Origin of the sequence: Pantoea sp. Tr-811, assembly GCF_011752535.1 — a bacterium.
Lineage (GTDB): Bacteria > Pseudomonadota > Gammaproteobacteria > Pseudomonadales > Pseudomonadaceae > Aquipseudomonas.
Window position 1 is genome coordinate 31,378 of the sequence record NZ_VWXJ01000020.1, and the last position, 22,597, is coordinate 53,974.

A 22,597-nucleotide genomic window follows, 5' to 3' on the forward strand; every position below is an offset into this window, starting at 1 on the left:
ATATCAAAAGCCGGCGATTATAGCGACCCTCGGCGCCGGACGCTCGGGTATACTGCGCCCCATTTGAAGTGCAAGTTCCAGAGGATTGTTCAATGAGCAACGTCGACCACGCCGAAATCGCCAAGTTCGAAGCCTTGGCCCACCGCTGGTGGGACCGCGAAAGCGAGTTCAAGCCGCTGCACGACATCAACCCGCTGCGCGTCAACTGGATCGACGAGCGCGTCAGCCTCGCCGGCAAGAAGGTGCTGGACGTGGGCTGCGGCGGCGGCATCCTCAGCGAAGCCATGGCCCTGCGTGGCGCCAGCGTTACCGGTATCGACATGGGCGAGGCGCCGCTGGCCGTGGCCCAGCTGCACCAGCTGGAATCCGGCGTGCAGGTGCAGTACCGGCAGATTACCGCCGAAGCCCTGGCCGAAGAGATGCCCGAGCAGTTCGATGTGGTCACCTGCCTGGAAATGCTCGAGCACGTACCCGACCCGTCGTCGGTGATCCGCGCCTGCTTCCGCATGGTCAAGCCCGGCGGCCAGGTGTTCTTCTCGACCATCAACCGCAACCCCAAGGCCTACCTGCTGGCCATCGTCGGCGCCGAGTACATCCTCAAGATGCTGCCGCGCGGCACCCACGACTTCAAGAAATTCATCCGCCCGTCGGAGCTGGGCGCCTGGGCCCGCGTGGCCGGCCTTGAGGTCAAGGACATCATCGGCCTGACCTACAACCCGCTGACCAAGCACTACAAGCTCAGCAGCGACGTGGACGTGAACTACATGATCCAGACCCTGCGCGAGGAATGAGCATGCGCCTGCGAGCGGTACTCTTCGACATGGACGGCACCCTGCTCGACACGGCGCCGGACTTCATCGCCATCTGCCAGGCCATGCTGGCCGAGCGCGGCCTGCCGGCGGTCGATGACCAGCTGATCCGCGACGTGATTTCCGGCGGCGCCCGGGCGATGGTCGCCGCCACGTTTGCCATGGACCCGGAGGCCGAGGGTTTCGAAGCCCTGCGCCTGGAGTTCCTGGAGCGCTACCAGCGCGACTGCGCGGTGCACAGCAAGCTGTTCGATGGCATGGGCGAGCTGCTGGCCGACATCGAGAAAGGCAACCTGCTGTGGGGCGTGGTCACCAACAAGCCGGTACGCTTCGCCGAGCCGATCATGCAGCAGCTGGGCCTGGCCGAGCGCTCGGCGCTGCTGATCTGCCCGGACCACGTGAAGAACAGCAAGCCCGACCCCGAGCCGCTGATCCTGGCCTGCAAAACCCTCGACCTGGACCCTGCCAGCGTCTTGTTCGTGGGCGACGACTTACGCGATATCGAGTCGGGCCGCGACGCCGGCACCCGCACGGCGGCGGTGCGCTACGGCTATATTCATCCAGAGGACAACCCCAACAACTGGGGCGCCGATGTGGTGGTGGACCACCCGCTGGAACTGCGCAAGGTCATCGACAGCGCGCTGTGCGGTTGCTGACCTGACCCTGCGCGCGCCCCTGTAGGAGCGGGCTTGCCCCGCGAACACGGGCGCAGCCCGTGCCAGCCGCTGCGGCGCCTGCTTCGCGGGGCAAGCCCGCTCCTACAAGGCCCGTATCAAGCCTTCGAGAAAGGGAATTATCCATGTTCGACTACACCGCCCGCCCCGGCCTGCTCGCTGGCCGCATCATCCTGGTCACCGGCGCAGGCCGTGGCATCGGCGCCGCTGCCGCCAAGGCCTATGCCGCCCTGGGCGCCACCGTGCTACTGCTGGGCAAGACCGAAGCCAACCTCAACGAGGTCTACGACCAGATCGAAGCCGCTGGCCACCCGCAACCGGTGGTCATCCCGTTCAACCTGGAAACCGCCCTGCCCCACCAGTACGACGAACTGGCGGTGATGATCGAGGAGCAGTTCGGCCGCCTCGACGGCCTGCTCAACAATGCCTCGATCATTGGCCCGCGCACACCGCTGGAACAGCTGTCGGGCGACAACTTCATGCGTGTGATGCACATCAATGTCGACGCCACCTTCATGCTCACCAGCACCTTGCTGCCGCTGCTCAAGCTGTCGGAGGACGCCTCGGTGGTGTTCACCTCCAGCAGCGTGGGGCGCAAGGGGCGCGCCTATTGGGGCGCCTATGGTGTGTCGAAGTTTGCCACCGAAGGGCTGATGCAGACCCTGGCCGACGAGCTTGAAGGTGTGGCGCCGGTGCGTTCGAACAGCATCAACCCGGGGGCCACGCGCACGGCGATGCGGGCGCAGGCGTATCCCAGCGAGAACCCGCAGAACAACCCGCTGCCTGAAGAGATCATGCCGGTTTACCTGTATCTGATGGGGCCCGATAGCAAAGATGTGAATGGGCAGGCATTGAACGCCCAGTAATGCAGGTTCGGCCCTTTCGCGGGGCAAGCCCGCTCCTACAGGGAAATCACTGCCTTCGGGTTTTGTGATATCCCTGTAGGAGCGGGCTTGCCCCGCGAAGAGGCCAGCACAGCATTCAGCCGGCAGCCAACGCCGGCCGCAGCCGCCCCTGCTGGCGCACCTCCATCTGCATGCAGCGCTCCAGGAACAGGAACATGCAGTCGTAGCTCTTGCAAATGGCCTTGCGCAGCTCGTTGCGCAGCCCTTGGGTAGGGTTCTCGCCCGCCAGCGTGCAGATGATCTCCAGCGCCTCCCACGGGTGCGCATCGTCATACTGGGCATGCATCTTCAGCCACTTCATCGCCCGCTTGCGCTGCTCCTCGGGGAAGCCCATGGCATAGGTGTCCTCGGCGCACACCACCGCCGACCACTCCCCGGTCGCCCCCTCGATGGCATAGTTGGTCGCCGCCATGGCAATGGCCAGCGACTCGGTGGCGCACACCCGCCAGCACCAGTCGTTGAGCCCATTGAGCTCCGGTGGCACTTCCTGGGCCTGCAGGTCGTGCAAGTGCACGCCATGGGCCTGGCACCAGTGCACCCAGTAGTCGGCATGGTTGAGCTCAACGCGGATGTTGCGCATCAGCCAGCGCCGCGCCATGTCTTCACCGGGGTGGCGGCCATAACGGGTCTTGGTCAGGTTATGGGCCATGTACAGGGAAAACTGCTCGACCACCGGCCAGCCGCCCACCAGGTACTGGCGGATGGTCGCCGGGCGCAGCTGCCCCTCGCGCAGGCGCTGGTAGAACGTATGCTCCACCACCCGGCGCTTGCTCTCGCGGCAATCCTCGATCAATTGCTGGGCCCAGGCGGGGTAACTGGCGGGGTCCATCAAAGGCCCGATACGAACGAATGCGTCAATCACTTTCTACTCCTTGATCCCTGTGATTTCACGAACGTATTTCAGCGAAAGGTGCCCGGCGCCCGGTGCAGCAAGGGCCGCGCAGCGATTCGCTGGCGCTGCAGGCTGTCGCAGGTGAACACCTGCGGCCGCTCGATGAGGTAGCCCTGGGCGTAGTCCACGCCAATTTCCTGCAGGGCCTGCTCGATCAACGGTGTTTCGACGAACTCGGCAATGGTGCGCTTACCCATGACGTGGCCGATGTGGTTGATTACCTCGACCATGGCACGATTGATGGGGTCGTCGAGCATATCTTTGACAAAACTTCCGTCGATCTTCAAGAAGTCTACGGGTAAATGTTTCAAATAGGCGAATGACGACATTCCGGCACAGAAGTCGTCCAGCGAGAACTTGCAACCCAGCCCTTTCAATTCATTGATGAAACGAATGGCACTTCCGAGGTTGGCGATGGCACTGGTTTCGGTAATTTCAAAACAAATCATCCGTGGCGGGATGGAAAATTCGACGAACAGCCGTTGCAGGTACTCCAGGAACTTGTCGTCACCAATGCTGGAACCGGACAGGTTGATCGCGCACATTGCCAGCGGCCCCTCCCTGCCCTCGTCCAGGCACTGGCGCACCACCTGGAACACATTGCGCACCACCCAGCGGTCCAGGGCGGTCATCAGGCCGTAGCGCTCGGCGGCGGGTATGAAACTGTCGGGCAGAATGGTGCGGCCACTTTCGTCATGCAGGCGCAGCAGAATTTCGATGTGGCCGGGGCCTTCGATGGCCTTGAGCGGGGCGATTTCCTGGCAATACAGGCAGAAACGGTTTTCTTCCAGGGCCACATGCAGGCGCTGGATCCAGGCCATTTCGCCAAAGCGCATGGACAGCTCGCTGTCGTCGGCGTGGTACACCTGAACCCGGTTGCGGCCCTTTTCCTTGGCCATGTAGCAGGCCATGTCGGCGGCCCGCAACGAGGCCTCCAGCGTGCCCGGGGCCTGGGCGATATGCACCAGGCCAATGCTCACGGTGGTGACGAACGGCCGCCCCTTCCACACGAAGTGCAGGCTTTGCACCGCCTGGCGCAGGGTTTCGGCGATGCGTTCGGCCTGGTCGCCCGGGCAGTTTTCCAGCAGCACGCCGAACTCGTCGCCGCCCAGCCGGGCCAGGGTGTCGCCTTCGCGCAAGCCCGACTGCAGCACCGCACAAATGTGCCGCAGCAGTTCATCACCGGCGGCATGCCCGCAGGTGTCGTTCACCAGCTTGAACTGGTCAAGGTCAAGGAACATCAGCGAATGGCGCCCCGGCTGGCGCACCAGGCCATTGAGCGCCTGCTCCAGGCGGTACTCGAACTCGCGGCGGTTGGCCAGGCCCGTCAAGGCGTCGTGGGTCGCCTGCCAGGACAGGTTGGCGATGTACTGGCGCTCCTGGGTCATGTCGTGCAGCACCAGCACGATGCCGGCCAGATGGCCATCGTTGACGATGGTCGAACCGACCAGGTTGATCGACACGGTACTGCCGTCCAGGCGCTGGATCAGCCGGGCATGCTCGGCACCGCCCTTGAGGCTGCCGCTTTGCACTTGCTCCACCAGCGAGCGGCTGTCGTGCTCGGCCTGCTCGTCCACCAGGCTGAACAGCGCCCCCACCGGCAAGCCCTGGGCTTCACAGGCCTGCCAATGGGTAAGCTGTTCGGCGGCAGGGTTCATATAGCCGATGTTGCCCTCCACATCGGCGGTGATCACCGCATCGCCAATGGACTCCAGGGTGATTTGCGCGCGCTCTTTCTCTTCCTGCAGGGCGCTGGCGAAGGCTTGGCGCTGGGCCAGCAGCTTGCTCGACCGGCGCCAGGCAATGGTAATGAGGATGAACGCGGTGAGCAGGTTGGTAATCAGCAGCACCCGCAGCAGCATGCGCGAGCCTTCGCCCAGGGCATCGCTGAAGGCCTTGGCCGCAGGCGTCACCCCTTCATTGATGGCAACGATGCGGGCCTTCCAGTCAGCCAGTTGCACCTCGTCGAACTGGCCGGAGGCGAAGCCGTCACGCATTTCGCCGGCCAGCACATCGAGCTTGGCCAGGTAGGCATCGCCGACGTTCCAGTAGTCGATGGCGGCCTGCATGTAGCTGACCTGGTGGAAGTTGCGGTAGAACCAGATGATCCGGTCGACATCGTCCGGGTGGTTGCCGCCCTGCAGCACGGCCAGGCGCGCGCCTTCCAGGTCGGGGCTGGGCTGGTCGAGCAGTTCGCGCAGCTTTTGGTCGCCCTGGGGAATGGCCATGACCTGGTGGTAACGGCGCAGCGTGCGCTCGTCGTGGTCGTCGGCGTAGAGGTTGAGGTAGTAGATGGCGTCTTTCTGGGCCTTGGACCACAGGCTTTCGCCGGCCACGTAGGCACGCACGGCCGACAGCGCATACAGGCTGAGGCTACCCAGCAAGACCTGGAAGACTACGACGGCGACGAAAGGCCAGATAATCCCCAGCAGCCTTGGCGCCTCTAGCGTGCGATGTCCCTTCATGTAGTCCCTGTCACAGAGCAGATAAGGCTCGGATCAACCCAGACAAGCACAGCGTAGGCCATTTGCCATCTATGTGGAGGGGAATTTTATGGGCGCGATTGGGCGTCGCGTTTGCGACGCCATCGCGAGCTGCGCTCGCTCCTACATTGTGTTGCGCAGGTAGGCCGCGATGAGGCCTTCAGGTCTGTTGCAGATGCCCGTAGAGCTTGGCATACAACCCACCTTCGGCAATCAGCTGCTGGTGGTCGCCATCCTCGGCGACGTGCCCGCCGTCGAACACCAGCACCCGGTCGGCCTGCTTCACCGCCGACAGGCGGTGGGCGATGATGAGGGTGGTGCGGCCACTGAGAAAGCGCGCCAGGGCCTGGTGCAGGTTGTACTCGGTGGCGGCGTCCAGCGCCGAGGTGGCCTCGTCGAGAATCACCACCTTGGGCTCGGCCAGCACCATGCGGGCAATGGCCAGGCGCTGGCGCTGGCCGCCAGACAGGCGCACGCCGGAACGCCCGACCACGCTGTCCAGCCCCTGGGGCAAGGCGGCGATGGTGGCATCGAGCTGGGCGATGCGCAGCGCCTGCCAGCAGGCGTCGTCGCTGCACTCACGGCCCATGGTCAGGTTGGCGCGCACGCTGTCGTTGAACAGCGAGGGGTGCTGCAGCACCACCGCAACGTTTTCGCGCAGGGTTTCCAGGCCGATTTCCTGCAGGCTCGCACCCCCAAAGCGGATGGTCCCAGCCTGGGCGCTGTACAACCCCAGCAGCAACTGCACCAAGGTGCTCTTGCCACCGCCACTGGCGCCGACGATGGCCACCTTCTCGCCCGGGGCGATGGCCAGGTTCAGTTGGTCGAGTACCGGCTCGTCGGCATAGGCAAAGCGCAGGTCGCGCACCTCGATGCCCACCGTCTGGCGGCCGGCGAACGGGTCGCTGGCAGCCGGGTACTGGGGCTCGTCAGCCCTCGAGAGCAGTTCGTTGAGCCGGCTCAGGGCGCCGCCGGCGGCATAGTAGGCGTACTGCAGGTTAAGCAGCTGTTCCACCGGGCCGATCATGAACCACAGGTAGCTGAACACCGCCAGCATCTGGCCGATCGACAGGTCGGAGAACAGCACGGTCAGCATGGCCGCAGCGCGGAAGATATCGATGCCGAACTGGAACAACAGGCCACTGGCGCGGCCACTGGCATCGCTTTTCCACTGCGAATCCACGGCGTAGTCGCGCACTTCCCGCGCGCGCAGGCCAAGGCGGCCGAGGAAATAGCCCTGGCGGTTGCCGGCACGGATTTCCTGGATAGCGTCGAGGGTTTCCGACAGCGCCTGGGTGAACCGCGCGGTGCTGTCGTTCTCCAGCTTCTTCAGGTGCTTGACGCGCTTGCCCAGTTGCACGGTGAAGTAGATCACCAGCGGGTTGAACAGCAGGATCAGCAGCGCCAGCTTCCAGTGCATGAAGATCAGGATTGCCGCGGTGCCGGTCAGGGTCAGCATGGCCACCAGGAAGCGGCTGAGGGTTTCGCCGACGAATTTGTCCAGGGTGTCCAGGTCGGTGACCAGGTGGGTGGTCACCGTGCCACTGCCCAGGCTTTCGTATTCCTTGAGCGAAATGCGCTTGAGGCGTTCGATCAGGCGAATGCGCAAGCGGTAGACGATGTCCTTGGCCAGCCCGGCGAACAGCTTGGCCTGCACCACATTGCAGGCCAGCGCGGCCAGGCGCAGGCACAGCGTGGCCGCCAGCATCAGGCCGATGTAACCGGCGGCCACCTGCCAGCCGCTGGGCAGCAGGTGGTTCATCCATTTGAGCGCGGCATCGCCATGGCCGAGCAGCACTTCGTCCACCAGCAACGGCAGCAGCAATGGAATCGGCACGCTGCAACAGGCCGCCAGCACGGCGACCAGGTTGGCGGTCCAGAGGCTTTTCTTGTGGTGCAGGGCCAGGCGGCGGATTTCCGCCCAGCTCAGGCGATCGGGCGCAGCGGCAGGCTTCCCTGGCACAGGGTCTGGCGACCCTGGCAGGTCAAGCACAGACGGCCTGCTGCAGCCAGCGGCCCAGCAGCGGTTGCAGGCTGTCCAGCGGCTGGTAGCCGTTGGTCAGCAGCGCCAGTTGGCCATTGCGTTCGGCCAGCAGCGTCGGGAACCCGGCGATGCCCAGGTCTTGCACCCAGCTGAAGTCGGCCGCCGTGGCGGCGCGCATGTCGTGCTGGCCGAAGTGCTGGGCGAACGGCTCACGGGCATAACCGGCCTGCACGGCCAGTTCGACCAGCTGCGGTGCGCGGGTAACGTCCACGCCCTGCTCGTAGAATGCTTGCTGGATCAGCGCCAGCAAGGCCCACACGCGCTCGCCGTCCAGGGCCCGGGCGGTAACCAGGGCGCGGCAGGCAGGCTCGGTGTCGTAGACGAAGCCATCGGGCATCGCGCCTTCGAAGCGAAACGCCTGCCCGGTGGCGTCATGCACGGCCTGCCAGTGCTCAAGGATGTACTTGCGGGTGGAAGCGTCCAGCGCACTACCGCCGCTGCGCAAGCCGCCCGGCACCAGGCGCGTCGGCACGCCGGCTTCAGCGGCCTGGGCGATCAGGGCTTGGGCCACGGGCGCGAACCCCCAGCACCAGGAGCACATCGGGTCCATCACGTAGAGCAGGCGGGCAGTCATGGATCAAGCCTCGGCTTTGTAGTTGTAACCGATCGGGTGTGGCTGGTTGCGCGCCTTGGCCAGTTCGATCTGCTTCTGCCGGTCGATGGCGCTGCGCCGGGTTTTCTCGCTCAGGGTGTCCCAGCAATGCGGGCAGCTCACGCCTGGCGAATAGTGCTCGGACTCGCGGTCCTTCGCATCGACGGGGTGGCGGCAGGCATGGCACTGGTCGTATTCGCCTTCGCTCAGGTCGTGGCGCACCGTCACGCGGTTGTCGAAGACGAAGCAGTCACCGTCCCACAGGCTTTGCTCCTGAGGCACTTCCTCGAAGTACTTCAGGATGCCCCCCTTAAGATGATAGACCGCCTCGAAGCCTTCACCGAGCATGTAGCTGGAGGCTTTTTCGCAACGGATGCCGCCGGTGCAGAACATGGCGACCTTCTTGTGCTTGCTGGGGTCGAAGTTGGCCTTGATGTACTCGGGGAACTCGCGGAAGGTTTCGGTCTTCGGGTCGATGGCGCCCTTGAAGGTGCCGATGGCCACTTCGTAGTCGTTGCGGGTGTCGATCAGCAGCACTTCCGGGTCGCTGATCAGGGCGTTCCAGTCCTTGGGGTCGACATAGGTGCCGACCGCCTGGTTCGGGTCTACCCCTGGCACGCCGAGGGTGACGATCTCTTTCTTGAGCTTGACCTTGGTGCGGTAGAACGGCTGCTCGTCGCAGTACGATTCCTTGTGGTCGACATCCACCAGGCGCGGGTCGTTGCGCAGCCAGGCCAGCAGGCCGTCGATGCCTTCGCGGGTGGCCGAGACGGTGCCGTTGATGCCTTCCTGGGCCAGCAGCAGGGTGCCTTTGACGCCGTTGTCGAGCATGGCCTTGAGCAGCGGCTCACGCAGTTCGACGTAGTCTTGCAGGGTGACGAACTTGTACAGCGCCGCCACGACGATCGGTTGGGACATTTGCGGTGAATCTCCAGGTGGGTGCCCTCGTAAGGGGCGAACCGGGGTTTGACATGAAACAGGGGGCTGCTGCGCAGCCCATCGCAGGCAAGCCAGCTCCTACAGGTGCGGCGCAACCGCTGATGGATGCGTTGTACCTGTAGGAGCTGGCTTGCCTGCGATGGGCCGCGTAGCGGCCCCCTTGGGATACTGCAGATTGTACCAGAAGGACGGAAAGGATTCAGTGCCCGCCGCCAGCACAGACCGGCGAAGCCGGCGCCACGCCTACCTTGGCCCATTCTTCGGCGGTGTAGGTGTGGATCGCCAGGGCGTGGATTTCGCCCATCAGCTCGCCCATGGTGGCGTACACCTTCTGGTGACGCTTGACGCTGTTCAGCCCGGCGAACTGCTCGCTGACGATCACCGCCTTGTAGTGGGTTTCCTGGCCACGGCTGTGCATGTGGCTTTCGTTGTGCACTTCAAGGTGCTGCGGCGCCAGCGTGGCCAGCTGCTGCTCGATGCGTTGCTGCATGCTCATCGGGCGTTACTCACTTCTTGGCCGGTGCGGCGGCCTTGCCGGCGTTCGGGTCCAGTTCCTTGGTCATGTCGTCGAGCAGCTTGTTGACCACCGGCACGGCCGGTTCCAGGCTGTTCTGGGTCAGCTGGGCCGATTGCTGGGTGACCTTGGGCATTTCACGCAGCACTTTCATGCCCAGCGGCGACTCGTAGAACTTGACCAGGTCCTTGAGTTCCTGCTCGGTGAAGGTGGCGGTGTACAGGTCGACCATCTTCGGCTTGAGTTTCTTCCAGCCGATGGCGTTGTCCAGGGCGGCGTTGGCCTTGGCCTGGTAGCTGTCGAGTACCCCTTTCTTGGCGTCCGGCGCCTTGGTTTGGGCGAAACGCTGGGCGAACATCTGCTGGACCTGCATGTACACCGGGGTGCCCAGCTTGTCGGCGTGGGCCAACTCCAGGAATTTCTCGGCGGCAGCGTTGTGGCTGGCCGTGGCGGCGAGTACCTGGCCGCTGGCACACACCAGGGCGACGGCGGCAAAGAGGACACGAAGACGGGTCATTGCAATTCCTTCAGGAAGGGGGAGGCGGTACCTCAGGGTAGAGCATTCTGCGCCCGCAATGGGGCAGCACTCAAGTGGCACGACGAGCGAATGAACCGCCGCATCGCATGAGGGCCTAAACTGCTGATTCTGACTGACAAAGGAGTGAACGCAGCATGAGCCGTATCGAGACAGACAGCCTGGGCCCGGTCGAAGTTCCTGAGGACGCCTATTGGGGCGCCCAGACCCAGCGCTCGCTGATCAACTTTGCCATTGGCAAGGAACGCATGCCGCTCGCGGTGCTGCACGCCCTGGCACTGATCAAGAAGGCCGCGGCGCGGGTCAACGACCGCAACGGCGACCTGCCCGCCGACATCGCCCGGCTGATCGAACAGGCCGCCGACGAGGTGCTGGGTGGCGAGCACGATGGCCAGTTCCCGCTGGTGGTGTGGCAAACCGGCAGCGGCACCCAAAGCAACATGAACGTCAACGAGGTGATTGCCGGGCGCGCCAACGAGCTGGCCGGCAAGGGCCGCGGCGGCAAGGTGCCGGTGCACCCCAACGACCACGTGAACCGCTCGCAGAGCTCCAACGACTGCTTCCCCACCGCCATGCACATCGCCGCCGCCCAGGCCGTGCACAGCCAGTTGCTGCCGGCCATCGCCGAGCTGTCGGCGGGGCTGGCCGAGCTGTCGGCACGCCACCAGCACCTGGTGAAAACCGGCCGCACGCACATGATGGACGCCACGCCGATCACCTTCGGCCAGGAGGTTTCGGCGTTCGTTGCCCAGCTCGACTATGCCCAGCGCGCCATTCGCGCAACCCTGCCTGCGGTATGCGAGCTGGCCCAGGGCGGCACCGCCGTGGGCACGGGGTTGAATGCCCCGCACGGCTTTGCCGAAGCCATTGCCGCCGAGCTGGCGGCGTTGTCCGGCCTGCCCTTCGTCACCGCACCGAACAAGTTCGCCGCCCTCGCCGGCCATGAGCCGCTGACCAGCCTGGCCGGGGCCTTGAAGACCCTGGCGGTGGCCTTGATGAAAATCGCCAACGACCTGCGCCTGCTGGGCTCCGGCCCGCGTGCGGGGCTGGCCGAGGTGCGTTTGCCGGCCAACGAGCCGGGCAGCTCGATCATGCCCGGCAAGGTCAACCCCACCCAGTGCGAGGCGCTGTCGATGCTGGCCTGCCAGGTGCTGGGCAACGACGCGGCGATTGGTTTTGCCGCCAGCCAAGGGCACTTGCAGCTGAACGTGTTCAAGCCGGTGATCATCCATAACCTGTTGCAGTCGATTACCTTGTTGGCCGACGGCTGCCGCAACTTCCAGCAGCACTGCGTGGCCGGTATCGAGCCGGATGCCGCGCAGATGGCGGCGCACCTGGAGCGCGGGCTGATGCTGGTAACGGCGCTGAACCCGCACATTGGCTATGACAAGGCGGCGGAGATTGCCAAGAAGGCCTATGGCGAGGGCAAGACCCTGCGCGAGGCGGCGTTGGAATTGAAGTACCTGACCAACGAGCAGTTCGACCAGTGGGTAAGGCCGGAAAACATGCTCGCGCCCGGTGGCAAGGGCTGATGGCAACGTCCCGGTTGGATCGAGTCCCCGGTAGGAGCGAGCGCAGCTCGCGATGCGGCGCGCAGCGGCGCTCGATTTTGAGGCCCCATCGCGAGCTATGCTCGCTCCTACCAGGCGGGCCAGGCGGGCGCAGGCGGGCCCGCGTTGGCTGCTATTTCTTATCCTTGGCGAACGCCGCTTCCAGGGCCTCGTTGATGGTGCGCAGCACCTTCACCCGCGCCCAGCGCTTGTCATTGGCCTCCACCAGGGTCCAAGGCGCGATCTCGCTGCTGGTGCGGTCGACCATGTCGCCCACCGCCTCGGCATACAGGTCCCACTTGTCGCGATTACGCCAATCGTCCTCGGTGATCTTGTAGCGCTTGAACGGAATCTGCTCGCGCTCCTCGAAGCGTTCCAACTGGGTTTGCTGGTCGATCGCCAGCCAGAACTTGACCACCACCACCCCGGCGTTGACCAGTTGCTCCTCGAAGTCGTTGATCTCGCCATAGGCGCGCATCCAGTCGCTCGGCGTGCAGAAGCCCTCCACCCGCTCCACCAGCACCCGGCCATACCAGGAGCGGTCGAAGATGGTGAACTTGCCGCGCGCCGGAATGTGCCGCCAGAAGCGCCACAGGTACGGTTGCGCGCGCTCCTCTTCGGTGGGCGCGGCAATCGGCACGATGCGGTACTGGCGCGGGTCCAGCGCCGCCGCCACACGGCGGATCGCACCGCCCTTGCCCGCCGCGTCATTGCCCTCGAACACCGCCACCAGCGAATGCCGGCGCATGTGCTTGTGGCGCAGCAGGCCGGCCAGGCGCGCCTGTTCGGTCACCAACTGCTCCTGATAATCCTGTTTGTCCAGGCGCAGGCTCAGGTCCAGGGCGCCCAGCAGGCTGCGCTGGTCGATGCTACGGCCCAGCGGCGCGATGTTGCCCTGGTGCTTGCCCTTGGGGTTGTTGGCCAGGGCCGCCTGCAGGCTTTCCAGCAGAATGCGCCCAACCGCCAGGCTGCGGTAATGCGGGTCGACGCCCTCCACCACATGCCAGGGCGCGTAGTCGCGGCTGGTGCGGCGCAGCACGCGCTCGCCGAAGCGCACGAAACGGTCGTAGGTTTGCGACTGCTGCCAGTCTAGCGGGCTGATCTTCCAGCTGTGCAGCGGGTCGTCCTTGAGCGCTTTGAGGCGGGTTTTCATCTGTTTCTTGGACAGGTGGAACCAGAACTTGATCACCAGCGCGCCTTCGTCGCACAGCATCTGTTCCAGGCGCTCGGCGCCGGTGATGGCCTGGTCGAGCACGGCGTCCTTGATAACCCCATGCACCCGGGCCTGCAGCATCTGGCTGTACCAGTTGCCGAAGAACACCCCCATGCGCCCCTTCGGCGGCAGGGCCCGCCAGTAGCGCCAGGCGGGTGGCCGGGCCAGTTCCTCGTCGGTTTGCTGGTCGAAGGTGAGCACGTCGATCATGCGCGGGTCCATCCACTCGTTCAGCAGCTTGACCGTCTCGCCCTTGCCCGCGCCTTCCACGCCGTTGATCAGCACGATCACCGGGAAACGCCCCTGCTGCTTGAGGTCGAACTGGGCGTCGAGCAACGCCTCGCGCAGGGCAGGCACTTCGGCCTCGTAGGTGTCCTTGTCGATGCTGTGACCGATTTCCGCAGATTCGAACATGCACTGGCTCCTTGGTCTGGATTAGCAAGACTAGCGGAATTGTGCGGGGTCTGTGCGGGGCTCTTCGCGGGGCAAGCCCGCTCCTACAGGTGCAGCACCCAGTACGGCCTGCGCAAATGCGCCCGGATAACATAAAATCCGCTATCCGCTGCAACCGAGCCAACCATGTCCACCCTCCTCCAGCACGCCCAGATCGACTGGGACGACCAGGGCCGCCCCCACTCGCGGCAATACGACGACGTGTACTTCTCGAAAAACGAAGGCACCGACGAAACCCGCTACGTCTTCCTGGAACAAACCCGCCTGCGCGAGCGCTTCGCCGCGCTGGCGCCCGATGCCTGCCTGGTGATCGGCGAAACCGGCTTTGGCACCGGCATGAATTTCTTCTGCGCCTGGCAGCTGTTCGCCGAACTGGCCCATGCCCAGGCGCGCCTGCACTTCGTCAGCGTCGAGAAGTTTCCCCTCAGTTACGACGACATGGCCCGCGCCATGCGCCTGTGGCCGGAACTGGCGGCCTTCACCGAGCCGTTCCTGCAGCAGTACGTGGCCGTGCACCCGGGCTTCCAGCAGTTCAGCTTCGACAACGGCCGGGTCACCCTGACCTTGCTGGTGGGCGATGTGCTGGAACAGCTGCCACAGCTCGACGCCCGCATCGACGTGTGGTTCCTCGACGGTTTCGCCCCGGCGAAGAACCCCGACATGTGGACACCCGAGCTGTTCGCGCAACTGGCGCGGCTGGCCCACGCCGACACCACCCTGGGCACCTTCACCACCACCGGCTGGGTACGCCGTGGCTTGATCGACGCGGGTTTTCGCATGAAGAAAATCCCAGGCATCGGCAAAAAATGGGAAGTGATGAGCGGCCACTACATCGGCGCGGCCAATGCCAGCGGGCCAGCGCCCTGGTATGCCCGACCGGCCCTGGGCGACGGCCCACGCCAGGCACTGGTGGTCGGCGCGGGGCTGGCCGGCAGCGCCACGGCGGCCAGCCTTGCCCGGCGTGGTTGGCAGGTGACGGTGCTGGAGCGCCACGAGGCCCCTGCCCAGGAAGCCTCGGGCAACCCGCAAGGGGTGCTGTATCTGAAGCTTTCCGCCCACGGCACGGCGCTGTCGCAGATGATTCTTTGCGGGTTCGGCTACACCCGGCGCCAGCTTGAACGCCTGCAGAAAGGCCAGGACTGGGATGCCTGCGGCGTGCTGCAACTGGCCTTCGACAGCAAGGAAGGCGAGCGCCAGGCCAAGCTCGCCCAGGCCTTCGACAGCGGCCTGCTGCGCACGCTGGCGCAAACCGAGGCCCAGGCGCTTGCCGGGGTGGCGCTGCCATCCGGTGGCCTGTTCTACCCTGAAGGCGGCTGGGTTCACCCGCCGGCTCTGTGCCGCCTGCAACTGCAGCATTCCAACATCCGCGTGCTGGTGCATCAGGACGTGGTGGAACTGCGCCAGGCCGATGGCCTCTGGCAAGCCTGGAGCGGCGAACAGCTGTTGGCCAGCGCGCCCGTGGCGGTGCTGGCCGGGGCCGCCGACGTGCGCCGTTTCGCGCCGTGCGCGGCATTGCCGCTCAAGCGCATTCGCGGGCAGATCACCCGCCTGCCGGCCACCGAGGCCAGCCGTGCACTGCGCACGGTGGTGTGCGCCGAGGGTTACGTGGCGCCACCGCGCGACGGTGAGCACACCCTGGGCGCCAGCTTCGACTTCCACAGCGACGACCTTGCCCCGACGGTGGCCGAGCATCAGGGCAACCTGGCGCTGCTCGATGAAATATCCCCCGACCTGGCCCAGCGCCTGGGCGCAGCGGCGCTGGATGCCGGGCAATTGCAGGGGCGCGCGGCGTTTCGCTGCACCAGCCCGGACTACTTGCCGATTGTTGGGCCGCTGGCCGAGCCTGCGGCGTTCGCCGAGGCCTTTGCGGTGCTGGGCAAGGATGCACGGCAAGTGCCGGAGGTGGCGTGCCCGTGGCTGGATGGGCTGTATGTGAACAGCGGGCATGGGTCGCGGGGGTTGATCACCGCGCCGCTCAGTGGCGAGTTGATTGCGGCTTGGGTATGCGGGGAGCCGCTGCCATTGCCCAGGGCGGTGGCCGAGGCCTGCCACCCGAACCGGTTTGCGTTGCGCAAGTTGATTCGCGGCAAATAACAGCTCACTGCTTCCGCGTTCGGTAGGAGCGAGCGTAGCTCGCGATGCGCCGCCTGCGGCGCGCGGTTCCCCAGCTAATGGCTATCTACAGTGTTGCCTGTGCCATGGAGCGCCGCAGGCGGCGCATCGCGAGCTGCGCTCGCTCCTACGCCAGGAACAAGATATGCCTTCAGCCTTATAACAGATCGATCTAAAACTCCCACAAACCACACAGGTCAGTTCCTTACAGGGTGCCCTAATCCGGGGCACTCATTCCCCAACGGAAAAACCGGTAAGGACTTATGTGCGGATTAGCAGGAGAGTTGCGTTTCACCCCCATCGACCAAGCCCCTCGCCCAGCCGACCTGGCTGCGGTAGAGCGCATCACCCATCACCTGGCGCCTCGCGGCCCGGATGCGTGGGGCTTCCATAGCCAGGGCCCGATTGCCCTCGGCCACCGCCGGCTGAAGATCATGGACTTGTCCGACGGCTCGGCGCAGCCAATGGTCGACAACACCCTGGGCCTGTCGCTGGCGTTCAACGGCGCCATCTACAACTTCCCCGAACTGCGCCAGGAACTGCAAGACCTGGGCTATACCTTCTGGTCCGACGGCGACACCGAGGTGTTGCTCAAGGGCTACCACGCCTGGGGCGCGGCGTTGCTGCCCAAGCTCAACGGCATGTTCGCCCTGGCCATCTGGGAGCGCGACAACCAGCGCCTGTTCCTGGCCCGCGACCGCCTCGGGGTCAAGCCGCTGTACCTGTCGCGCAACGGCGAGCGCCTGCGTTTCGCCTCCACCCTGCCAGCGTTGCTCAAGGGCGGTGACATCGACCCGATGATCGACCCGGTGGCGCTCAACCACTACCTCAACTTCCACGCCGTGGTGCCGGCCCCACGTACCCTGCTGGCCAATGTGCAGAAGCTTGAGCCCGGCACCTGGATGCGCATCAACCGCCACGGCGAGGTGGAACGCCAGACCTGGTGGCAGCTGCACTACGGCCCCAACCCCGACGAACGTGACCTGGACCTGGAAGGCTGGACCACCCGCGTGCTCGACGCCACCCGCGACGCCGTGGCCATCCGCCAACGGGCGGCGGTGGACGTTGGCGTGCTGCTGTCCGGCGGCGTCGACTCAAGCCTGTTGGTCGGCCTGCTGCGTGAAGTGGGTGTGGACGACCTGTCGACCTTCTCCATCGGTTTCGAAGACGCCGGCGGCGAACGCGGCGACGAATTCCAGTACTCCGACCTGATCGCCAGGCACTACGGCACCCGTCACCATCAACTGCGCATTGCCGAGCACGAGATCATCGAGCAACTGCCGGCCGCCTTCCGCGCCATGAGCGAACCGATGGTCAGCCACGACTGCATCGCCTTCTACCTGCTGTCGCGGGAAGTGGCCAAGCACTGCAAGGGCGTGCAAAGCGGCCAGGGCGCCGATGAGCTGTTCGCCGGCTACCACTGGTACCCGAAAGTGGACGGCGCCGCCGATGCCTTCGGCGCCTACCGCGAGGCCTTCTTCGACCGCAGCCACGAGGAGTACCGCGACACGGTGCAAGCGCCCTGGCTGCTGGAAACCGACGCTGCCGGCGATTTCGTGCGCGAGCACTTCGCCCGCCCCGGCGCGGCCGATGCGGTAGACAAGGCCCTGCGCCTGGACAGCACGGTGATGCTGGTCGACGACCCGGTCAAACGGGTGGACAACATGACCATGGCCTGGGGCCTGGAGGCGCGCACGCCATTCCTGGACTACCGCCTGGTCGAGCTGTCGGCGCGCATTCCGGCGCGCTTCAAGCTGCCGGACGGCGGCAAGCAGGTGCTCAAGCAAGCAGCGCGGCGGGTGATCCCCCACGAGGTGATCGACCGCAAGAAGGGCTACTTCCCGGTCCCGGGCCTCAAGCATCTGGAAGGCGCCACCCTGGGCTGGGTGCGCGACCTGCTGACCGACCCGAGCCAGGACCGAGGCCTGTTCAACCCGGCCATGCTCGACCGCCTGCTGAGCAACCCACACGGCCAGCTCACCCCACTGCGCGGCTCCAAGCTTTGGCAGCTGGCGGCCCTGAACCTGTGGCTCAGCGAACAAGGAATCTGACCGATGAAAGCCCACGAGATCGCCTACGGTCAGCGCCTGCTGCGCGGCCAGGCGCCGTCCTACGAGCGCCTGCAGGCGCGCCTGGCCGGCGATGGCAGCGACCCCCACGACCAGCCCCGCGCCCTGCACTGCGGCTGGGGCCGGCTGCTGATCGGCCACACCTACCCCGACCCAGCCAGCCTGGCCCAGGCGCTGCAGGAGGAGCGCCCAGGCGAGCGCGACATCGCCCTGTACGTGGCCGCGCCCCAGCAGTTGCTGGCCCAGGCCCCGCAACAGCTGTTCCTCGACCCCTCCGACACCCTGCGCCTGTGGTTCACCGACTACCGCCCGGCGCAGCGGGTGTTCCGCGGCTTTCGCGTGCGCCGGGCGCAGAACGAGGCGGACTGGCACGCCATCAATACCCTCTACCAGGCGCGTGGCATGCTGCCGGTGGACCCCGACCGAGTCACCCCGCGCCACCTCGGCGGCCCGGTGTACTGGCTGGCCGAGGACGAAGACAGCGGCGCGGTGATCGGCAGCGTCATGGGCCTGAACCACAGCAAGGCCTTCGACGACCCCGAGCACGGCAGCAGCCTGTGGTGCCTGGCGGTGGACCCGCAGTGCACCCGCCCGGGCGTGGGCGAGGTGCTGGTGCGCCACCTGATCGAGCACTTCATGAGCCGTGGCCTGACCTACCTCGACCTGTCGGTGCTGCACGACAACCGCCAGGCCAAGCGGCTGTATGAAAAGCTCGGTTTTCGTAACCTGCCGACCTTTGCGGTGAAGCGCCGTAATGGCATCAACCAGCAGCTGTTCCTGGGCCCCGGCCCGGCAGCCAACTTGAACCCCTATGCCCGCATCATCGTCGACGAGGCCCTGCGCCGGGGCATCGAGGTGCAGGTGGACGACGCCGCCGCTGGCCTGTTCACGCTCAGCCTGGGCGGGCGCCGCGTTCGCTGCCGCGAGTCGCTGAGCGACCTTACCAGCGCCGTGACCATGACCCTGTGCCAGGACAAGCGCCTGACCCGCCAGGCCCTGCACAACGCGGGGTTGCAGGTGCCGGCGCAGCAGCTGGCGGGCAATGCCGACGATAACCTGGCGTTTCTCGACGAACACGGCGCGGTGGTGGTCAAGCCGGTGGATGGCGAGCAAGGCCAGGGCGTGGCGGTGAACCTGAACACTGTTGACGACGTGACCCGCGCCGTGGAGAACGCCCGCCAGTTCGACAGCCGGGTGCTGCTGGAAAGCTTCCACCCTGGCAGCGACCTGCGCATCCTGGTGATCGGCTTCGAGGTGGTGGCCGCGGCCATTCGCCACCCGGCCCAGGTGATTGGCGATGGCAAGCACAGCATTCGCCAGTTGATCGAGGCGCAGAGCCGTCGGCGCCAGGCAGCCACCGGCGGCGAAAGCCGTATTCCGCTGGATGACGAAACCGAGCGCACCCTGCACGGCGCGGGGCTGGGCTACGACGACGTGCTGCCGGCCGGCCAGCGCCTGGCCGTGCGCCGTACAGCCAACCTGCACACCGGCGGCACCCTGGAGGACGTGACCCAGCGCCTGCACCCGGTGCTGGCCGATGCCGCCGTGCGCGCGGCGCGGGCGCTGGAAATTCCGGTGGTGGGCCTGGACTTCATGGTGCGCGATGCCGAATGCCCGGAGTACGTGATCATCGAAGCCAACGAGCGTGCCGGGCTGGCCAATCATGAGCCACAGCCCACGGCCGAGCGCTTTGTCGACCTGCTGTTTCCGCATAGCCGAGCGTTGGCGTAACACAGTGATGGCCTCTTCGCGGGGCAAGCCCGCTCCTACAGGGGATGCGCGGTACCTGTAGGAGCGGGCTTGCCCCGCGAAGAGGCCGGCACAAAAAAAGAGGAACCCCCATGACCGAACGACACCCCGAACCCGACCTCGACTACCTCAAGCGCGTGCTGCTGGAAATGCTTGCCATCCCCAGCCCCACCGGTTTCACCGACACCATCGTGCGCTATGTGGCCGAACGCCTGGACGAGCTGGGCATCCCCTTCGAACTGACCCGCCGCGGCACCATCCGTGCCACCCTCAAGGGCCGGCAAAGCTCCCCCGACCGCGCCGTCTCGGCCCACCTGGACACCATCGGCGCCAGCGTGCGCCAATTGCAGGACAACGGCCGCCTGGCGCTGGCGCCGGTGGGCTGCTGGTCGAGCCGCTTCGCCGAAGGCAGCCGGGTCAGCGTGTTCACCGACACCGGCGTGTTCCGTGGCAGCGTGCTGCCGCTGATGGCCAGCGGGCACGCCTTCAATACCGCCATCGACCAGATGCCGATCAGCTGGGAGCACGTGGAAGTGCGCCTGGACGCCTACTGCACCACCCGCGCCGATTGCGAGGCGCTGGGCATCGCCATCGGTGACTTCGTGGCCTTCGACCCGTTGCCAGAGTTCACCGAAAGCGGCCATATCAGCGCCCGCCACCTGGACGACAAGGCTGGGGTGGCGGCATTGCTGGCGGCGCTCAAGGCCGTGGTGGAAAGCGGCCGCCAGCCGTTGATCGACTGCCACCCGCTGTTCACCATCACCGAGGAAACCGGCTCCGGCGCCGCTGCCGCCCTGCCCTGGGACGTCAGCGAGTTCGTCGGCATCGACATCGCACCGGTGGCGCCCGGCCAGGCCTCCAGCGAACACGCGGTAAGCGTGGCCATGCAGGATTCCTCCGGGCCCTATGACTACCACTTGTCGCGCCACTTGCTGAAGCTTGCCGGCGATCACGACCTGCCGGTGCGCCGCGACCTGTTCCGCTACTACTTCAGCGACGCCCATTCGGCGGTAACGGCAGGCCACGACATTCGCACCGCGTTGGTGGCCTTCGGCTGCGACGCCACCCATGGCTACGAGCGCACCCATATCGACAGCCTGGCCGCGCTCAGCCGCCTGCTGTCGGCCTACCTGTTGAGCCCGCCGGTGTTCGCCAGCGACTCGCAACCGGCCAACGCTTCACTGGAGCGCTTCAGCCACCAGTTGGAGCACGATGCGCAAATGGAGAGCGATACCCGGGTGCCGGCGGTGGACAGCCTGGTAGGAAACAAAAGCTGACGGAGGCGGATTCGCGTAGCATGCAGGTATTCGTCAACAGAACCGTGCCCTGCCCATGCTGATCCCTTACGACCAACTGCAAGCTGAAACCCTGACCCGCCTGATCGAGGACTTCGTGACCCGTGACGGCACCGACAACGGCGATGACACGCCGCTGGAAACCCGCGTGCTGCGGGTGCGTCAGGCATTGGCCAAGGGGCAGGCGTTCATCCTGTTCGACCTGGAAAGCCAACAGTGCCAGTTGCTGGCGCGGCATGATGTGCCGCGCGAGTTGCTGGAGTGACCAGCAAGGCCATTCAACACCGTTTGGCCTTGCGCACCTCCCCTTCCTTGATCCGCCGATACACTTCGGCCCGGTGCACCGCCACCTCGCGCGGCGCGGTTACGCCGAAGCGCACCTGGTTGTCGCGGGTTTCCACGACCTTGATGTGAATGTTGTCGCCAATGATGATGACTTCACCGACTTCACGTCCGATTACCAACATGCTGGGGTTCTCCTACCTGTGGGAAAACCCCAGCCTGCATGCGGATATTCAGCTACACAACGGTTCGCCGGAAATTCAGAATCACCCTACAAGGGGTGGTAAAACTTCCTACAGACAGATCCCACATTCAGCGTGAATGGGCCTTTGCCCGCATCTTCACCGCCATCTCCGCCATTTCGTCATACAGCTTTTCCGGCGCCTGGCGCTTGAGTGCCCAGGCCTGCTGCCCGGCCTCGTGGGGCAGGATCAGGAACTGGCCGGCCGCAACCTGCTGGTGAATGTGCTCGGCAATGTCGGCGGCACTGATCGGCGAGCCCTCCAGCAGCTTGCCAACCTGGGCCTTCATGGCCGGGTTGGGCCCGCGGAACGAGTCCAGCAGGTTGGTCTGGAAGAACGAGGGGCACACACAGTGCACCGCCACCTCAAGCTGGCGCAGCTCCACCAGCAGGCTTTCCGACAACGCCAGCACGCCGGCCTTGGCCACGTTGTAGTTGCTCATGCCCGGGCCCTGCATCAGGGCGGCCATGGACGCGACGTTGATGATGCGCCCCTTGCTGCGTTCGAGCAGCGGCAGGAAGGCCTTGCAGCCCTTGACCACGCCCATCAGGTTGATTGCGATCTGCCAGTCCCAGTCTTCCAGCGACAGCTCGGCGAAAAAGCCGCCCGAGGCGACGCCGGCGTTGTTGACGACCACGTCGATACCGCCGAACTTGTCTTCGCAGGCCTGGGCCAGGGCGGTGAGCTGGCTGTAGTCGCGCACGTCGCAGCGCTGGATGAAGCCCTCGCCGCCTGCGGCGCGCACCTGCTCCAGGGTGTCGCGCAGGCCTGCCTCGTTGACATCGGCAAGCGCCAGGCGCCAGCCGTCGCGTGCCCAGCGCAGGGCGATCTCGCGGCCGAGGCCGGAACCGGCGCCGGTGATCATGATGCGGTTTTGCATGGTGGCTCGCCTTGTTCTGACAGGTTGTGCGAGGAGTCTAATCAAGGCCTTGGCCAGAGGCAGGATTCATCAGGATAGTGAATGGCCGGGCATGACTGCATAGTCTGTCCCGGCAGCACACAAATGGAATCTTTCCCAAGCGGCAAGAGTCGGAATTATCAAGAGGCCAGCATTACGAGGCCCTTGACCTTCAACCACGCAAGGATTCCCTCATGACCACGATTCTCATCATCATCCTGATCCTTCTGCTGATTGGTGGCTTACCGGTCTTCCCGCATTCACGCAGTTGGGGCTATGGCCCGTCCGGCATCGTCGGCGTGGTGCTGGTCATTCTGCTGGTGCTGTTGTTACTGGGCATGATCTAG

20 protein-coding genes are annotated in these 22,597 nt (G+C 65.5%); 10 read left to right on the forward strand and 10 right to left on the reverse strand.

What is annotated here, in order from left to right; all coding sequences use genetic code 11:
• The first annotated feature begins 92 nt into the window (after positions 1 to 92).
• The 3 genes from ubiG (at position 93) to F3J44_RS24300 (ending at position 2,349) form a co-directional block, all read left to right on the forward strand.
• Positions 93 to 791 (forward strand): bifunctional 2-polyprenyl-6-hydroxyphenol methylase/3-demethylubiquinol 3-O-methyltransferase UbiG, encoded by a 699-nt coding sequence (gene ubiG / locus F3J44_RS24290; RefSeq protein WP_167058665.1) that lies wholly within the window; start codon positions 93 to 95, stop codon positions 789 to 791.
• Positions 792 to 793: 2 nt separating this feature from the next.
• Positions 794 to 1,465, forward strand: a complete 672-nt coding sequence (gene mupP / locus F3J44_RS24295) for an N-acetylmuramic acid 6-phosphate phosphatase MupP (protein WP_167058668.1) — start codon at positions 794 to 796, stop codon at positions 1,463 to 1,465.
• Between the two features lie 143 nt (positions 1,466 to 1,608).
• A complete protein-coding gene (locus tag F3J44_RS24300) occupies positions 1,609 to 2,349 on the forward strand; it encodes a YciK family oxidoreductase (RefSeq protein WP_167058671.1) in 741 nt (246 codons plus the stop codon).
• Between the two features lie 115 nt (positions 2,350 to 2,464).
• Here F3J44_RS24300 and F3J44_RS24305 read toward each other — a convergent pair whose 3' ends face one another.
• The 7 genes from F3J44_RS24305 to F3J44_RS24335 all read right to left on the reverse strand — a co-directional run bounded on the left by F3J44_RS24305 (position 2,465) and on the right by F3J44_RS24335 (position 10,369).
• Positions 2,465 to 3,250, reverse strand: a complete 786-nt coding sequence (locus tag F3J44_RS24305; RefSeq protein ID WP_167276810.1) for an iron-containing redox enzyme family protein — start codon at positions 3,248 to 3,250, stop codon at positions 2,465 to 2,467.
• Between the two features lie 38 nt (positions 3,251 to 3,288).
• Positions 3,289 to 5,745 (reverse strand): EAL domain-containing protein, encoded by a 2,457-nt coding sequence (locus F3J44_RS24310; protein ID WP_167276813.1) that lies wholly within the window; start codon positions 5,743 to 5,745, stop codon positions 3,289 to 3,291.
• Between the two features lie 178 nt (positions 5,746 to 5,923).
• Complete coding sequence (locus F3J44_RS24315) at positions 5,924 to 7,756, reverse strand: ABC transporter ATP-binding protein (protein WP_167067876.1); 1,833 nt, start codon at positions 7,754 to 7,756, stop codon at positions 5,924 to 5,926.
• The gene (locus F3J44_RS24320; RefSeq protein ID WP_167067879.1) at positions 7,749 to 8,381 is read right to left on the reverse strand and encodes a DsbA family protein; all 633 of its coding nucleotides are present in this window, start codon (positions 8,379 to 8,381) and stop codon (positions 7,749 to 7,751) included. Before F3J44_RS24320 ends, F3J44_RS24315 begins: the two co-directional genes overlap by 8 nt.
• 3 nt (positions 8,382 to 8,384) lie before the next feature.
• Entirely contained in the window at positions 8,385 to 9,317 is a 933-nt protein-coding gene (locus F3J44_RS24325) for a rhodanese-related sulfurtransferase (protein ID WP_167067882.1), read from the reverse strand.
• Between the two features lie 220 nt (positions 9,318 to 9,537).
• Positions 9,538 to 9,834, reverse strand: a complete 297-nt coding sequence (locus F3J44_RS24330; protein WP_167276816.1) for a BolA family transcriptional regulator — start codon at positions 9,832 to 9,834, stop codon at positions 9,538 to 9,540.
• A 10-nt stretch (positions 9,835 to 9,844) separates the two neighbouring features.
• On the reverse strand, positions 9,845 to 10,369 hold the full coding sequence (locus F3J44_RS24335; protein ID WP_167067888.1) for a DUF2059 domain-containing protein: 525 nt from the start codon (positions 10,367 to 10,369) through the stop codon (positions 9,845 to 9,847).
• A 155-nt stretch (positions 10,370 to 10,524) separates the two neighbouring features.
• On the opposite strand from F3J44_RS24335, the gene F3J44_RS24340 reads away from it, so the two are divergent.
• Positions 10,525 to 11,919 carry a class II fumarate hydratase gene (locus tag F3J44_RS24340; RefSeq protein ID WP_167067891.1) on the forward strand — a complete coding sequence of 465 codons (1,395 nt, stop codon included), beginning with the start codon at positions 10,525 to 10,527 and terminating at the stop codon, positions 11,917 to 11,919.
• 151 nt (positions 11,920 to 12,070) lie between these two features.
• Here the strand turns inward: F3J44_RS24340 and pap are convergent, their stop codons facing one another.
• Positions 12,071 to 13,564 (reverse strand): polyphosphate:AMP phosphotransferase, encoded by a 1,494-nt coding sequence (gene pap / locus F3J44_RS24345; protein ID WP_167067894.1) that lies wholly within the window; start codon positions 13,562 to 13,564, stop codon positions 12,071 to 12,073.
• A gap of 165 nt (positions 13,565 to 13,729) precedes the next feature.
• Here pap and mnmC point away from each other — a divergent pair, with 165 nt between their 5' ends.
• The 5 genes from mnmC (at position 13,730) to F3J44_RS24370 (ending at position 21,093) form a co-directional block, all read left to right on the forward strand.
• Positions 13,730 to 15,697 carry a bifunctional tRNA (5-methylaminomethyl-2-thiouridine)(34)-methyltransferase MnmD/FAD-dependent 5-carboxymethylaminomethyl-2-thiouridine(34) oxidoreductase MnmC gene (mnmC, locus tag F3J44_RS24350; protein WP_167276819.1) on the forward strand — a complete coding sequence of 656 codons (1,968 nt, stop codon included), beginning with the start codon at positions 13,730 to 13,732 and terminating at the stop codon, positions 15,695 to 15,697.
• Between the two features lie 281 nt (positions 15,698 to 15,978).
• Positions 15,979 to 17,766, forward strand: a complete 1,788-nt coding sequence (locus F3J44_RS24355) for an N-acetylglutaminylglutamine amidotransferase (RefSeq protein WP_167276822.1) — start codon at positions 15,979 to 15,981, stop codon at positions 17,764 to 17,766.
• 3 nt (positions 17,767 to 17,769) lie between these two features.
• Positions 17,770 to 19,515: an N-acetylglutaminylglutamine synthetase gene (gene ngg / locus F3J44_RS24360; RefSeq protein WP_167276825.1), complete on the forward strand. Its 1,746-nt coding sequence runs from the start codon at positions 17,770 to 17,772 to the stop codon at positions 19,513 to 19,515.
• Between the two features lie 110 nt (positions 19,516 to 19,625).
• A complete protein-coding gene (locus F3J44_RS24365) occupies positions 19,626 to 20,810 on the forward strand; it encodes an osmoprotectant NAGGN system M42 family peptidase (protein ID WP_167067907.1) in 1,185 nt (394 codons plus the stop codon).
• A 55-nt stretch (positions 20,811 to 20,865) separates the two neighbouring features.
• Positions 20,866 to 21,093 carry a YheU family protein gene (locus F3J44_RS24370; protein WP_167067910.1) on the forward strand — a complete coding sequence of 76 codons (228 nt, stop codon included), beginning with the start codon at positions 20,866 to 20,868 and terminating at the stop codon, positions 21,091 to 21,093.
• Between the two features lie 13 nt (positions 21,094 to 21,106).
• Here the strand turns inward: F3J44_RS24370 and csrA are convergent, their stop codons facing one another.
• Positions 21,107 to 21,295, reverse strand: a complete 189-nt coding sequence (csrA, locus tag F3J44_RS24375) for a carbon storage regulator CsrA (RefSeq protein WP_167067913.1) — start codon at positions 21,293 to 21,295, stop codon at positions 21,107 to 21,109.
• Between the two features lie 127 nt (positions 21,296 to 21,422).
• A complete protein-coding gene (locus tag F3J44_RS24380; RefSeq protein WP_167276829.1) occupies positions 21,423 to 22,232 on the reverse strand; it encodes an SDR family oxidoreductase in 810 nt (269 codons plus the stop codon).
• Between the two features lie 212 nt (positions 22,233 to 22,444).
• Here F3J44_RS24380 and F3J44_RS24385 point away from each other — a divergent pair, with 212 nt between their 5' ends.
• Positions 22,445 to 22,597, forward strand: a complete 153-nt coding sequence (locus tag F3J44_RS24385; protein ID WP_012271016.1) for a DUF3309 family protein — start codon at positions 22,445 to 22,447, stop codon at positions 22,595 to 22,597.

Excerpts from the sequence above, each read along its gene's own strand:
- ubiG (WP_167058665.1), top strand. The coding sequence starts at position 93 with ATGAGCAACGTCGACCACGCCGAAATCGCCAAGTTCGAAGCCTTGGCC.
- mupP (WP_167058668.1), top strand. The coding sequence starts at position 794 with ATGCGCCTGCGAGCGGTACTCTTCGACATGGACGGCACCCTGCTCGAC.
- F3J44_RS24300 (WP_167058671.1), top strand. The coding sequence starts at position 1,609 with ATGTTCGACTACACCGCCCGCCCCGGCCTGCTCGCTGGCCGCATCATC.
- F3J44_RS24310 (WP_167276813.1), bottom strand. The coding sequence starts at position 5,745 with ATGAAGGGACATCGCACGCTAGAGGCGCCAAGGCTGCTGGGGATTATC.
- F3J44_RS24320 (WP_167067879.1), bottom strand. The coding sequence starts at position 8,381 with ATGACTGCCCGCCTGCTCTACGTGATGGACCCGATGTGCTCCTGGTGC.
- F3J44_RS24325 (WP_167067882.1), bottom strand. The coding sequence starts at position 9,317 with ATGTCCCAACCGATCGTCGTGGCGGCGCTGTACAAGTTCGTCACCCTG.
- F3J44_RS24330 (WP_167276816.1), bottom strand. The coding sequence starts at position 9,834 with ATGAGCATGCAGCAACGCATCGAGCAGCAGCTGGCCACGCTGGCGCCG.
- F3J44_RS24335 (WP_167067888.1), bottom strand. The coding sequence starts at position 10,369 with ATGACCCGTCTTCGTGTCCTCTTTGCCGCCGTCGCCCTGGTGTGTGCC.
- F3J44_RS24340 (WP_167067891.1), top strand. The coding sequence starts at position 10,525 with ATGAGCCGTATCGAGACAGACAGCCTGGGCCCGGTCGAAGTTCCTGAG.
- pap (WP_167067894.1), bottom strand. The coding sequence starts at position 13,564 with ATGTTCGAATCTGCGGAAATCGGTCACAGCATCGACAAGGACACCTAC.
- mnmC (WP_167276819.1), top strand. The coding sequence starts at position 13,730 with ATGTCCACCCTCCTCCAGCACGCCCAGATCGACTGGGACGACCAGGGC.
- F3J44_RS24355 (WP_167276822.1), top strand. The coding sequence starts at position 15,979 with ATGTGCGGATTAGCAGGAGAGTTGCGTTTCACCCCCATCGACCAAGCC.
- ngg (WP_167276825.1), top strand. The coding sequence starts at position 17,770 with ATGAAAGCCCACGAGATCGCCTACGGTCAGCGCCTGCTGCGCGGCCAG.
- F3J44_RS24365 (WP_167067907.1), top strand. The coding sequence starts at position 19,626 with ATGACCGAACGACACCCCGAACCCGACCTCGACTACCTCAAGCGCGTG.
- F3J44_RS24370 (WP_167067910.1), top strand. The coding sequence starts at position 20,866 with ATGCTGATCCCTTACGACCAACTGCAAGCTGAAACCCTGACCCGCCTG.
- csrA (WP_167067913.1), bottom strand. The coding sequence starts at position 21,295 with ATGTTGGTAATCGGACGTGAAGTCGGTGAAGTCATCATCATTGGCGAC.
- F3J44_RS24380 (WP_167276829.1), bottom strand. The coding sequence starts at position 22,232 with ATGCAAAACCGCATCATGATCACCGGCGCCGGTTCCGGCCTCGGCCGC.
- F3J44_RS24385 (WP_012271016.1), top strand. The coding sequence starts at position 22,445 with ATGACCACGATTCTCATCATCATCCTGATCCTTCTGCTGATTGGTGGC.